At 64.3% G+C, this 12,430-nt stretch carries 10 protein-coding genes; 7 read left to right on the top strand and 3 right to left on the bottom strand.

Going from position 1 to position 12,430, the window contains the following annotated elements:
• Positions 1-140 precede the first annotated feature (140 nt).
• From VGV07_RS20735 to VGV07_RS20715, 5 genes are all read left to right on the top strand, one after another.
• Positions 141-1,172, top strand: coding sequence for an amino acid ABC transporter substrate-binding protein (locus VGV07_RS20735; RefSeq protein WP_326870637.1), 1,032 nt, complete (start codon positions 141-143; stop codon positions 1,170-1,172).
• Between the two features lie 117 nt (positions 1,173-1,289).
• Positions 1,290-2,477 (top strand): amino acid ABC transporter permease, encoded by a 1,188-nt coding sequence (locus tag VGV07_RS20730; RefSeq protein WP_326870636.1) that lies wholly within the window; start codon positions 1,290-1,292, stop codon positions 2,475-2,477.
• Between the two features lie 9 nt (positions 2,478-2,486).
• Positions 2,487-3,611, top strand: coding sequence for an amino acid ABC transporter permease (locus tag VGV07_RS20725; protein WP_326870635.1), 1,125 nt, complete (start codon positions 2,487-2,489; stop codon positions 3,609-3,611).
• A gap of 3 nt (positions 3,612-3,614) precedes the next feature.
• Positions 3,615-4,415, top strand: coding sequence for an amino acid ABC transporter ATP-binding protein (locus VGV07_RS20720; RefSeq protein ID WP_326870634.1), 801 nt, complete (start codon positions 3,615-3,617; stop codon positions 4,413-4,415).
• Between the two features lie 207 nt (positions 4,416-4,622).
• Positions 4,623-5,678, top strand: a complete 1,056-nt coding sequence (locus VGV07_RS20715; RefSeq protein ID WP_326870633.1) for an amino acid ABC transporter substrate-binding protein — start codon at positions 4,623-4,625, stop codon at positions 5,676-5,678.
• 125 nt (positions 5,679-5,803) lie between these two features.
• On the opposite strand, the gene VGV07_RS20710 is transcribed toward VGV07_RS20715, so the two are convergent.
• The 3 genes from VGV07_RS20710 to VGV07_RS20700 all read right to left on the bottom strand — a co-directional run bounded on the left by VGV07_RS20710 (position 5,804) and on the right by VGV07_RS20700 (position 9,097).
• The gene (locus tag VGV07_RS20710) at positions 5,804-6,514 is read right to left on the bottom strand and encodes an alanyl-tRNA editing protein (protein WP_326870632.1); all 711 of its coding nucleotides are present in this window, start codon (positions 6,512-6,514) and stop codon (positions 5,804-5,806) included.
• Entirely contained in the window at positions 6,511-7,563 is a 1,053-nt protein-coding gene (locus VGV07_RS20705; RefSeq protein WP_326870631.1) for a cysteine synthase A, read from the bottom strand. Before VGV07_RS20705 ends, VGV07_RS20710 begins: the two co-directional genes overlap by 4 nt.
• 154 nt (positions 7,564-7,717) lie before the next feature.
• The gene (locus tag VGV07_RS20700; RefSeq protein ID WP_326870630.1) at positions 7,718-9,097 is read right to left on the bottom strand and encodes a deoxyribodipyrimidine photo-lyase; all 1,380 of its coding nucleotides are present in this window, start codon (positions 9,095-9,097) and stop codon (positions 7,718-7,720) included.
• Positions 9,098-9,293: 196 nt separating this feature from the next.
• Here VGV07_RS20700 and cysD point away from each other — a divergent pair, with 196 nt between their 5' ends.
• Both cysD and cysN read left to right on the top strand, forming a co-directional pair.
• Positions 9,294-10,211 carry a sulfate adenylyltransferase subunit CysD gene (gene cysD / locus VGV07_RS20695; protein ID WP_326870629.1) on the top strand — a complete coding sequence of 306 codons (918 nt, stop codon included), beginning with the start codon at positions 9,294-9,296 and terminating at the stop codon, positions 10,209-10,211.
• A 161-nt stretch (positions 10,212-10,372) separates the two neighbouring features.
• Positions 10,373-12,289, top strand: a complete 1,917-nt coding sequence (gene cysN / locus VGV07_RS20690) for a sulfate adenylyltransferase subunit CysN (RefSeq protein ID WP_326870628.1) — start codon at positions 10,373-10,375, stop codon at positions 12,287-12,289.
• Positions 12,290-12,430: the final 141 nt, after the last annotated feature.

Raw genomic sequence — 12,430 nt, 5'->3', positions numbered from 1 at the left:
CCATAGCGCTTGACGCAACCGTCAATTGCCGCTTCGATGCTTAACAGCATCACATCCGCCCTCCAAGGCGGAGGTGCCGCCGGGCAACAGGCTGGGGCCACGCTGCCCGACGAACAGGGTCAGGAAACAAGGTAATAACAATGATCAAATCGCTTCTTTCCGTCGCACTTGCGGCAGGCCTCGGCCTTTCCGCATCCGCCGCCTACGCGCAGACGACAACCTCGGCGACGCTCGATGCGGTCAAGGCCAAGGGTTATGTCCAATGCGGCGTGACCGGCGGCGTGCCGGGCTTCTCCGCTCCGGACGCGAACAACAACTGGTCTGGTCTCGAAGTCGACTACTGCCGCGCTGTGGCGGCCGCGATCTTCAACAACGCGGATTCCGTCCGCTACACCCCGCTCACCTCGCAGGAGCGCTTCACCGCGCTCAGCGCCGGCGAAATCGACGTGCTGTCGCGTACCACCACCTGGACCATGAGCCGCGATACCCAGCTGGGCATCAAGTTCGTCGGCACCATGTTCTATGACGGCCAGGGCTTCATGGTCCGCAAGGCCGACAACATCGCCTCGGCGCTCGATCTCAGCGGCGCCGCCGTCTGCATCGAGTCCGGCACCACCACCGAGCTGAACGCGGCCGACTACTTCGCCGCCAACAACCTCGAGTTCAACACCGTGGTGTTCGTCGATCAGGACGAAGTGGTGAAGGCCTACGAAGACGGCCGCTGCGACGTCTACACCACTGACTCCTCTGCGCTCGCCGCCGAGCGTTCGAAGTTCGCCAACCCGGCTGACCACATCATCCTGCCCGAGATCATCTCCAAGGAGCCGCTCGGCCCGGTGGTGCGTCAGGGCGACGATGGCTGGTTCAACATTGCCCGCTGGACCTACTACGCGCTGCTCGAAGCCGAAGAACTGGGCGTCAGCTCGGCCAATGTCGATGAGATGCTGGCTTCCGACAATCCGGCGATCAAGCGCCTGCTCGGCGTTGAAGGCGACTTCGGTACCCCGATCGGCCTGACCAAGGACTGGGCCTACCAGATCATCAAGCTGGTCGGTAACTATGGCGAGGTCTACGAGAAGCACGTCGGTCCGTCGACGCCGATCGGTCTCGCCCGCGGCCTGAACGCCCTGTGGAAAGACGGCGGCATCCAGTACTCGCCGCCGATCCGGTAACATCCTTCTGCAGCCCGGCGCTGACTCCAGCGCCGGGCTGATCGTTTCTGGCGAGCGGCAGGCGGAACCCGCATGCGCCGGTACTTTTCTTCTCCTGGGCAGGGAGATGCATAGCTCATGGCATCCATCGACACGGCGCAAGCACCGCCGCGGGGCTTCTCATTCAACGATCCCGTGGTACGGGGCGTCATCTACCAGGTCGTCGTCGCGGTGCTGGTGGTGGCGTTCCTCGTCTGGATCGTCAACAACACGGCGATCAACCTCAAGGCGCAGAACAAGACCTCGGGCTTCGACTTCCTATGGAAGACGGCCGGCTTCGACATCAGCTTCACGCTGTTTCCGTTCGATCGCACTTCGCTCTACTGGCAGGCGTTCCTCGTTGGCCTCACCAACACCATTCTCGTTGCGGCGATCGGCATCTTCTTTGCCACCATCATCGGCTTCACCGTCGGTATCGCGCGGCTGAGTTCCAACTACCTGGTGTCCCGGCTGGCGACCGTCTACGTCGAAACCATCCGCAACATCCCGCTGCTGCTGCAGCTGTTCTTCTGGTACTTCGCGGTGCTGAAGACCATGCCGTCGGTGCGCGACTCGCTGGCTCTGCCGCTCGATACCTTCATCAACCAGCGCGGCCTGTTCGTGCCCAAGCCCATTCCCGACGAGCAGTTCGTCTGGGTCTGGGTCGGCCTCGCCGTGGCGCTGGTGCTCTGGTTCGCGCTACGGCAATGGGCCAAGGCGCGCCTCGAGAAGACCGGCAAGCGCTTCCCCGTCTTCCTGGGCGGCCTCGCCATGACGCTGGTCATTGTCGGCCTCGTCTGGGTGGCGAGCGGCGCCTCGGTCAGCTTCGATCCGCCGGTACTCAACCGCTTCAACTTCAAGGGTGGGCTGGAACTGCCGCCCGAGTTCGTGGCGCTGGTATTCGGTCTGTCGATCTACACCGCTGCCTTCATCGCCGAGTTGGTGCGCGGCGGCATCCAGTCGGTCAGCCACGGCCAGACCGAGGCGGCACAGGCACTGGGCCTGCAGGATGGCGACCGACTGCGGCTGGTGATCGTGCCGCAGGCGATGCGCGTCATCATCCCGCCGCTGACCAGCCAGTATCTCAACCTCACCAAGAACTCGTCGCTGGGCGCCGCCATCGGCTACCCCGAACTGGTCAACGTGTTCACCGGCACGACGCTCAACCAGACCGGCCGCGCCATCGAGGTGATCGCGCTGACCATGCTGGTCTACCTCATCCTGTCGCTGGGCACTTCGGCGATCATGAACTGGTACAACGCCCGTGTGGCGCTGGTTGAACGCTAGGAGCGGCAGATGACCGATATCGCCTTCGTCCGCTCCGAGATCGAGAAAGCGCAACCGGCTCCCCGCAGCCAGACCGGCCTCGTCGCCTGGCTGCGCAAGAACCTGTTCGCCAGCGTCTCGGACACCATCCTCACCATCATCGCGGTGCTGTTCCTTCTCTGGATCGTCCCGGCGCTTTACGGGTTCCTGATCGGTCGCGCCGTCCCGCCGGGCGGCACGGTCGAGCAGTGCCGCGTCGAGAATGTCGGTGCCTGCTGGGCCTATATCGCCAGCGAGATCGAGTTCTTCATCTACGGTTTCTACCCGATGGCCGAGTACTGGCGGCCGAACATCGTGTTCGCCATGCTGGCGCTCATCGGGTTGCCGCTGCTCTGGCCGTCGGCGCCGTTCAAGGTGGTCAACGCCATCCTGTTCTTCGTGGTGTTTCCGATCGCCTCGGTGATCCTCTTGTCGGGCGGCATGTTCGGGCTTCGTTACGTGCCGACCGAGCAGTGGGGCGGCCTCCTGGTCACGCTGATCATCTCGGTGGTCGGCATCAGCCTGTCGCTGCCGCTGGGCATTCTTCTGGCGCTCGGCCGGCAGTCGAAGCTGCCGATCATCAAGACGCTCTGCATCTGCTTCATCGAACTGATCCGCGCCGTGCCGCTGATCACCATCCTGTTCATGGCCTCGATCATGCTGCCGCTGTTCATGCCGCAGGGAACGACCGTGGATAAACTGGTGCGTGCGCTCGTCGGCGTGACGCTGTTCGCCTCGGCCTACATGGCTGAAGTGGTGCGCGGCGGCATGCAGGCTATCGGCCGCGGCCAGTATGAGGCGGCCGCTGCCCTCGGGCTCGGCTACTGGCAGCGCATGGGCTTCATCGTCCTGCCGCAGGCGCTGAAGCACGTGATCCCCGGCATCGTCGGCAACTTCATCTCGCTGCTGAAGGACACTTCGCTCGTCTACATCGTGGGCATGAAGGATCTGCTCGAGGCAGTGAAGACCAAGAACGACGCCATCGAATGGGCATCGCCAACGCAATCGGTCACCGGCTATATTTTCGCCGCAGCCGTGTTCTGGGTGCTCTGTTTCTCAATCTCCCGATACTCCCGATACTGGGAGCGCCGGCTCAATACCGGCCACAAGAGGTAGCTGATGTCAGACGTGTCTCCTGTCGTCGTCGAACGCGATATCAACACCGCCAAAATGCAGGTCAGTACGACCGAGGTGGCGGTCGAGATCATCGGCATGAACAAGTGGTTCGGTGATTTCCATGTGCTGCGCGACATCGACCTCAAGGTGATGAAGGGCGAGCGCATCGTCATTGCCGGGCCGTCGGGCTCCGGCAAGTCGACGCTGATCCGCTGCATCAACCGGCTCGAGGAGCACCAGAAGGGCCAGGTTATCGTCAACGGCGTCGAACTGACCTCGGACCTCAAGCGGGTCGATGAGGTGCGTCGCGAGGTTGGTATGGTGTTCCAGCACTTCAACCTGTTCCCACACCTCACGATCCTGCAGAACCTGACGCTCGCCCCGATCTGGGTGCGCGGCGTGCCCAAGGCGCAGGCCGAAGAGACGGCGATGATGTATCTCGAGCGGGTGCGCATCCCCGAACAGGCGGCCAAGTTTCCCGGCCAGCTCTCGGGCGGCCAGCAGCAGCGCGTCGCCATCGCCCGCTCGCTCTGCATGAGCCCGAAAATCATGCTGTTCGACGAGCCGACTTCGGCGCTCGACCCGGAAATGGTCAAGGAAGTGCTCGAGGTGATGATCAGCCTCGCCGAGGAAGGCATGACCATGCTCTGCGTCACCCACGAAATGGGTTTCGCCCGGCAGGTGGCCAACCGTGTGATCTTCATGGATCAGGGCCAGATCATCGAGCAGAACGAACCCGAAGCGTTCTTCTCCAACCCCCAGCACGAACGCACCAAGCTCTTCCTCAGCCAGATACTGCACTAGTTGCAGCGAGCCTGATGTCGCCGATCCTCCCCCGCGTGGCGGGGGAGGGGGACCAGCGGAGCTGGTGGAGGGGGCGGCCAATTTCGCAGTCGGCGACTGAACCTCCCCCAACTCTGTTCATCACAAGCGGCCACCATGCCGCCTTGACCCGGTCACCCCCGATCGGGATATTGCGCGCCGAGGGCGAGTTGGAGCAGCGTTTAGACCATGACGGTTCAGGCCGTTTGGCGTGGCCTCGTCCGCGTCATCCTTGTTATCGCGATGCTGGTGCCGTCCTGGGCCTCGGCGCAGCCGACCGCCCCGGCTACGGCGGGCCCGACGCTGCAGGCAATCCGTGACCGCGGCCATCTGATCTGCGCCACCGCGGATCCGCTGCCCGGCTTCGCCCAGCCCGGCGCCGATGGCCGCTGGACCGGCTTCGACGTCGATTTCTGCCGCGCCATCGCGGTCGCCGTGTTCAATGATGCCAGCAAGATGGAATTCGTCCCGCTCTCGGGCGATAGCCGCTTTGCCCAGTTGCAGACCGGCAGCATCGATCTGATCGCGCGCAACGCGCCCTGGACCATGCGCCGCGACACCGGCTACGGAGCCAACTACGTCGCGACCTCGTTCTACGACGGACAGGCGATCATGGTGCCGCAGTCACTGGGCTTTGTCTCCGCCTACGAGCTTGATGACGTCAGGATCTGCGTGGTCGACGCGCCGGAGGAACTTGCCAACCTTCGCGAGTTCTTCTTCGGCACCCAGGCCACCTATACCGAGGTGCTGTACGAGGATCGCGAAGACCTGACCGTGGCCTATCGCGAGGGCCTCTGCAACGCCGTCTCCGCTTCGGCCAGCTTCCTCAACGCCATGCGGCGAAGTCTGCCGGAGCCGGCCACGCACCGCATCCTGCCCGAACGCATCTCCAAGGGCGCCTATGGCCCGGTGGTCCGCACCGGCGACGACCAATGGTTCGATATCGTTGCCTGGACGCTCTACGCACTGATCGATGCCGAAGAGGCCGGGGTCACCTCGCTCAATGTCGGCTCGCTCGCCGCCGCCAAGACCCATCGCATTCGCCGGCTGCTGGGCCTCGAGGGCACCTTCGGCCCGAGCATCGGCCTCGACCCGCTGTTCATCTCCAATGTCATAAGGGCGGTCGGCAATTACGGCGAGATCTTCGAGCGCAACTTCGGCCCTGCCACCGGCGCCGCTGTGGTCCGCGGCCAGAACGCCCTGTGGATCAATGGCGGCCTGATCTGGGCCCCGCCGATCGAGTAGCCTCTGCTCGGGGAGGGGCTGGGGGGCCATCGGTGATCACCGCACCACCCCCTCCCTCAATCCCTCCCCTCCTAGCGGACGCGTAGCGCCGCGGGGGGAGGGAGGCCACCACCATCGGGGTCCAGCTAACCGAAAACCACCGACACGCGGCGGTTGATGGCGCCCTTCTTCTCGATCTTGCCGAGCCGCAAGGGGCCTATCTCGCTGGTGTTCCTGACATGCGTGCCGCCGCAGGGCTGCAGGTCGACATCGCCGATCCGCACCAGCCGCACCCGGCCCTGGCCCATCGGCGGTTTGACGTTCATCGATTTGATCAGCCCGGGATTGGCCTCGAGCTCTGCATCGGTGATCCACTCGGCCGAGACCGGCAGCGCTGCCTCGACCAGGTCATTGAGCTTGCGCTCCACCTCCGCCGCTTCGGGGACGTCAGGCAGGTTGAAATCCACCCGCCCCTTGTCCTCGCCCACCGAGGCGCCGGTGATCGGGTAGGGGAGGACGACGGTGACGAGGTGCAGCGCCGTATGCATGCGCATCAGCTTGTGCCGGCGCTCCCAATCGAGATGCGCGATCACCTCGTCGCCCACCGCCAGCGGAGCTTGTCCCTCGGTCGGCAGATGCACGATCGCCGTCTTGTCGCCGTCGGGATGAATGGTGCCAGCGAGGCTGACAAAGGCGCCATCGGCGCGCTCCAGCCGACCGGTATCGCCCGGCTGGCCACCCGAGGTCGCATAAAAGATCGTCCGGTCCAGCACGATCCCGCCCTCGGGCGTGATCGCTGTCACCAGCGTCGGCAGCGAGCGGACATAGCTGTCCTCTCGAAAGATGAATTCAGTCACGCAACGGGCTCCGCCTCAACGACTGCCTGCCAGTCTATGGGCGTCTTGGGCTCAAGCCAATGCGGCACCGGCAGGTTCTTCGAACGGAGGAACTCGGGGTTGAACAGCTTGGATTGGTAGCGGTTGCCGTAGTCGGCGAGGATGGTGACGATGGTCTTGCCCGGCCCCAGGTCGCGCGCCAGCCGCACCGCGCCGGCGATGTTGATGCCGGACGAGCCGCCGAGGCAGAGCCCTTCATGCTCGAGCAGGTCGAACACATAGGGCAGGGCCTCGCTGTCCGGGATCTGGTAGGCGCGATCCACCACGATATCCTTGAGGTTGGCGGTGATCCGCCCCTGGCCGATGCCCTCGGTGATCGAGTTCCCCGAACTCTTCAGCTCCCCGGTGGTGTAATAGCTGTAGAGCGCCGCACCCTCGGGGTCGGCGAGCCCGATCTGGATGTTGGGGTTTTTCGCCTTCAGCGCCATCGAAATGCCGCCCAGCGTGCCGCCCGAGCCGACCGCCGAGACAAACCCGTCGATCTTGCCCTGGGTCTGTTCCCAGATTTCGGGGCCGGTGGTCTCGATATGCGCCTGCCGGTTCGCCACATTGTCGAACTGGTTGGCCCAGATCGCGCCGCCGGGCAATTCCCTGGCCAGCTTCTCGGCCAGCCGGCCGCTCAGCTTCACATAGTTGTTTGGGTTCTTGTAGGGCTTTGCCGGCACCTGGATCAGTTCGGCGCCGAGCAGCATCAGCGCGTCCTTCTTTTCCTGGCTCTGCGTCTCGGGGATCACGATAACCGATTTGTAGCCCAGCGCATTGGCCACCATGGAGAGCCCGATGCCGGTATTGCCGGCCGTGCCCTCGACGATGGTCCCACCCGGACGCAGCAGCCCGCGCTTCTCCGCGTCGCGCACAATGAACAATGCCGCGCGATCCTTCACCGACTGGCCCGGATTGAGGAACTCCGCCTTGCCCCAGATTTCGCACCCGGTCGCGTCGGAGACGCGGTTGAGCCGGATCAGGGGCGTGTTGCCGATGGCGGAGATGACGTCGCGGTGGTTGGTCATGGAGCAGCGGGGGCTGTGAAAGTTGGCCTGAACCTAGGCGGCGGCCTGGGGGCTGCCAAGGCTTAAGCTGCGGATTGGTATGCGATTTTCCGGCTCGCGAGAGAAAGGGCAGGATTTCGCGCAGGCGCCAGGGTTGGCGGAATATCGGACCTTGCTAGAGCGCCTTGAACGCCTCCAGCGCCCGTTCGCGCGACAGCTTGAGGTCGACGATTGGCTTGGGGTAGGCGAGCTTCGTCGCGTCCGGCGCTTGCCACGGCTGGTGTACCAGCTTGTCCGGCAGGCCCGCGACTTCTGGTACCCAGCGCCGCACGTAATTGCCGGCCGGATCGAACCGCTCGCCCTGCGTCACCGGGTTGAAGATGCGGAAATAGGGCGAGGCGTCGAGCCCGCTGCCGGCCACCCACTGCCAGTTGCCGGGGTTGTTGGCCGGGTCCGCGTCGACCAGCGTATCCCAGAACCATTGCTCACCCTGCCGCCAGTCGATCAACAGGTTCTTGGCAAGCAGCGACGCGGTGAGCATGCGCACCCGGTTGTGCATCACCCCGGTGTCCCACAGTTCGCGCATCCCGGCGTCGATGATGGGAATACCGGTCCGCCCTTGCTGCCAGGCCGTGAGCGCCGCGTCGTCGCGCCGCCACTGGAGTTCGGCGTACTTCGCGACCATCGGCACCGTGGCGATGTCCTGGCGGTGATAGAGCTGATTGTAGTTGAAGTCGCGCCAGCCTAGTTCCGACAGGAACTTGTCGATCGCCGACGCCTTGCCCGGCGCGTGCTGGGCAACTGCCTGCGCCGCGTGCCACACCTGCCGCGGGCTGATCTCGCCAAAGGCTAGGTGCGGCGACAGCCCCGAGGTAGCTGCCCGTGCCGGGATGTCGCGATCCTCAGGATAGTCGAGCACCAGTTCGTCGAGAAACCGATCCAACCGCTCGCGCGCTGCAGCCTCGCCGATCTGCCAGTGCTTTCCGAGCTTCTTGCCCCAGTCCGCCTCCCGGTAACTGGTGTCCACCCGCGTTGGTTCGATCGCTTGGCCATGCGGCGGCGTCGGCAGCGGCTTTGCAATGTCCCGCTGCTTCAGCGCGTTCCAGAACGGCGTGTAGACCGAGTAGGGCTTGCCGGTGCCGGTTGCCATTTCGAACGGCTCGATCAGCAGGTTCGCGGCAAAGCTCTCAGCCGCGACGCCCTCGCGTTTCAAGCGCGCCTTTACCCCGGCGTCGATCTCCCGTTCGGCCGGCCCGTAGCGCCGGTTCCAGTACACTGCATCAACACCATTCGCGGCGACCGCCTGAAGCAGCGTCGCCTCTGTCTCGCCCTCTATGGTTTCGAGCGCCACGCCGAGTTGCGCCAGATCCAATGCCAGCCGGTTGAGGCTGTGATGCAGCCACCAGCGGCTGGCGGCGCCGCGGCGGCGCAGCTTGCCGTCGGTCGCTTCGATATGGATGGCGCGCACTTTGCCGTACTGCAGTGCGGCGTGCAGCGCCGGGTTGTCGGCGGTCCTGAGGTCGTTCCTGAGCCAGACCAGCGCAGTTCGGGTCATGGAATAGATTTTCCTTTGCTCGCTATCTCCGACAGAGGCGTTCTTGCTGTGACGATCATGCGACAAGCTCCACCTTTGCAACCTCAGATACGCGCAAACAGGTGGAATAGTTGAGTTTCCTGGTGGTCTAGAGGTGCTTGCCGCCCTCCTGTCGAGCGCGTATTTCACTGCCGTTGCAACATGGTTCCCAGCGCCAATGAACTCCGTCGGCCCGCGTGGCCTCAGCCACCTGAAGTCCCTCGAGTCCGAAAGCATCGAAATCTTCCGCGAGGTCGCGGCAAGCTTCGAGCGACCGGTGATGATGTATTCGATCGGCAAGGATTCGTCCGTGCTGCTGCATCTGGCCCGCAAGGCCTTCTTTCCCAGCCGCGTTCCGTTTCCGGTCCTCCACATCGACACCAAGTGGAAGTTCCGCGAGATGATCGAGTTCCGCGACCGCATGGCGCGGCAGCATGATCTCGACCTGATCGTCCACACCAATCCGGATGGGCTGGCCGCAGGCATCAACCCGTTCGATCACGGTTCGGCCGTGCACACCGACATCATGAAGACCCAGGCGCTGCGCCAGGCGCTCAATGCCGGTCAGTATGACGCAGCCATCGGCGGCGCCCGCCGCGACGAGGAGAAATCCCGCGCCAAGGAGCGCATTTTTTCGCACCGCAATGCCCAGCACGCCTGGGACCCCAAGAACCAGCGGCCCGAGCTGTGGCGCATCTTCAATACGCGGCTGGCTCCCGGCGAGAGCATGCGGGTGTTTCCGATCTCCAACTGGACCGAGCTCGACGTTTGGACCTACATCTACGCCGAGGGCATCGAGATCCCTGAGCTCTACTTCGCCCGCCGCCGCCCGGTGGTGGAGCGCTCCGGCACCCTTATCATGGTGGACGACGACCGCTTCCGCTTCAATCCCGGCGAAACGGCGCGCGAAGAGATGATCCGCTTCCGCACCCTCGGCTGCTACCCGCTGAGCGGCGGCATTCGCTCCGATGCGGCGGACCTGCCGTCGATCATCATGGAAATGCAGGCCTCCCGCACCTCGGAGCGCGAAGGCCGCCTCATCGACTCCGACAGCATCGGCTCGATGGAAAAGAAGAAGCAGGAAGGGTACTTCTGATGGCGCTTCCGCTGAACTGCCCCTCACCCCGCCCTTCGGGCACCCCTCTCCCTCAAGGGGAGAGGGGAGACGTCGGGCACGACTGCGCCACGGCCTACCCTCTCCCCTTGAGGGAGAGGGTGGATCGCGCGAAGCGCGAGACGGGTGAGGGGAAGTACTAGATGTCCACTTTAGCTGCTACCGCCCCCTCAGCCGAAACCGCCCTTGAGCTCTGGCTCGGCGAGCAAACCGACAAGAGCCTGCTGCGCTTCCTCACCTGCGGCTCGGTGGATGATGGCAAGTCGACGCTGATCGGTCGGCTGCTCTACGACAGCCAGCTGATCCTCGACGATCAACTCGCTTCGCTCCGCAAGGAAAGCCGCAACCGCACCACCGGCGACGAGGGTATCGATTTCTCACTGCTGGTCGATGGCCTCACTGCCGAACGCGAGCAGGGCATCACCATCGATGTCGCCTATCGGTTCTTTTCCACCGACAAGCGCAAGTTCATCGTCGCCGATACCCCGGGCCACGAGCAGTATACCCGCAACATGGCGACCGGCGCCTCGAATGCCGATCTTGGCATTGTGCTGATCGATGCCCGCAAGGGCGTGCTCACCCAGACCCGCCGCCACAGCTTCATCCTGAGCCTGATCGGCGTGAAGCACGTGGTGCTGGCGGTCAACAAGATCGACCTGGTCGGCTACGACGCCGACGTGTTCAACGCCATCGAGGCGGAGTATCGCGAGTTCGCGAGAGATCTCGGCTTTGAAACGCTGGCGGCGATCCCGCTCTCGGCGCTGAAGGGCGACAACATCCTGACCGCCAGCCCGCAGACACCCTGGTACAGCGGCCCGCAACTGGTGCCCTATCTCGAGAGCATCGAGGTGGCGACCGACCGCGTCGCAAAGCCGTTCCGCTTCCCGGTGCAATGGGTGAACCGCCCGAACCTCGATTTCCGCGGCTTCTCGGGCACGCTCGCTTCGGGCGAAGTGAAGGTTGGGGACGACCTGCTCGTCGCCGCGTCGCGCAAGCCTGCCAAGCTGGCCCGTATCGTCACCATGGATGGCGACCAGCAGCACGCCATCGCCGGTGAGGCGGTGACGCTGGTGCTCGACCGCGAGGTCGATATTTCGCGCGGCGACGTGCTGGTCCACCCCGGCGAGACACCGGATTATTCCAACCAGTTCCAGGCGCGCCTCGTCTGGATGAGCGACGAGCAGGCGATTCCCGGCCGTTCGTATCTCCTCAAGCTCGGCGCCCAGCAGGTGCCCGCCTCGATCACCGCCCTGAAGTTCAGAACCAACGTCAACACGCTCGAGCAATCGGCTGCAAAGACTCTGGAATTGAACGAAGTCGGCACCGTTACCATCGCCACCGACAAGCCGATCGCCTTCGACAGCTATGGCGACAACCCGCTGTCGGGCAGCTTCATCCTGATCGATCGGATCAGCAACGCCACGCTCGGCGCCGGGGTGATCGAGTACGGCCTGCAGCGCGCCAAGAACCTGAGCTACCAGTCCTTCGACGTGAACCGCCGGGTGCGCGCCGAAATGAAGGGCCAGACCCCGCAGATCGTCTGGTTCACCGGCCTCTCCGGCTCGGGCAAGTCGACCGTTGCGAACCTGATCGAGAAGCGCCTCACCTCCGAGGGCCGCCATGCCTATATCCTCGACGGCGACAATGTCCGCCACGGCCTGAACAAGGACCTCGGCTTCACCGACGAGGCGCGCGTCGAGAACATCCGGCGCGTCGCCGAGGTGGCGCGGCTGATGGCCGATGCCGGGCTGATCGTCATCGTCTCGTTCATCTCGCCATTCCGCAACGAGCGCCGCCTGGCGCGCGAGGTGGCCGGCGACGTGAAGTTCACCGAGGTATTCGTCAACACCCCGCTCGAAGTCTGCGAGGCGCGCGATCCCAAGGGCCTCTACGCCAAGGCGCGGCGTGGCGAGATCAAGAATTTCACCGGCATTTCGAGCCCTTACGAGGCGCCGGAAAAGCCCGACATCGTACTGCATGGCGCGCTGCAGGACCCGGTCCAGATGGCCGATGATCTCTATGCCCGCGTCTTCGAGTGGGATACCGGCTACTCGATCTAGGCAGCCGTTCGCTCGGCACTTCCTGCCACAAACTCGGTGTCACCGCCGCGAAAGCGGGGGCTCTGTTTTCTGCGCCTACCGCAAACTCCGTAACCAGAGGTTCCCGCTTTCGCGGGAATGACCCGGTGGCCGAGGTTGGAT

The organism is Devosia sp., from assembly GCF_035944845.1.
In the GTDB taxonomy this organism is placed as follows: Bacteria; Pseudomonadota; Alphaproteobacteria; order Rhizobiales; family Devosiaceae; genus Devosia_A.
The sequence above is the reverse complement of the archived record's forward strand: the minus strand, read 5'-3'. Positions and strand labels throughout refer to the sequence as shown.

Coding starts and splice junctions, on each gene's coding strand:
- VGV07_RS20725 (WP_326870635.1), top strand. CDS start 2,487: ATGACCGATATCGCCTTCGTCCGCTCCGAGATCGAGAAAGCGCAACCG.
- VGV07_RS20730 (WP_326870636.1), top strand. CDS start 1,290: ATGGCATCCATCGACACGGCGCAAGCACCGCCGCGGGGCTTCTCATTC.
- cysN (WP_326870628.1), top strand. CDS start 10,373: ATGTCCACTTTAGCTGCTACCGCCCCCTCAGCCGAAACCGCCCTTGAG.
- VGV07_RS20735 (WP_326870637.1), top strand. CDS start 141: ATGATCAAATCGCTTCTTTCCGTCGCACTTGCGGCAGGCCTCGGCCTT.
- VGV07_RS20720 (WP_326870634.1), top strand. CDS start 3,615: ATGTCAGACGTGTCTCCTGTCGTCGTCGAACGCGATATCAACACCGCC.
- VGV07_RS20715 (WP_326870633.1), top strand. CDS start 4,623: ATGACGGTTCAGGCCGTTTGGCGTGGCCTCGTCCGCGTCATCCTTGTT.
- VGV07_RS20700 (WP_326870630.1), bottom strand. CDS start 9,097: ATGACCCGAACTGCGCTGGTCTGGCTCAGGAACGACCTCAGGACCGCC.
- VGV07_RS20705 (WP_326870631.1), bottom strand. CDS start 7,563: ATGACCAACCACCGCGACGTCATCTCCGCCATCGGCAACACGCCCCTG.
- cysD (WP_326870629.1), top strand. CDS start 9,294: ATGAACTCCGTCGGCCCGCGTGGCCTCAGCCACCTGAAGTCCCTCGAG.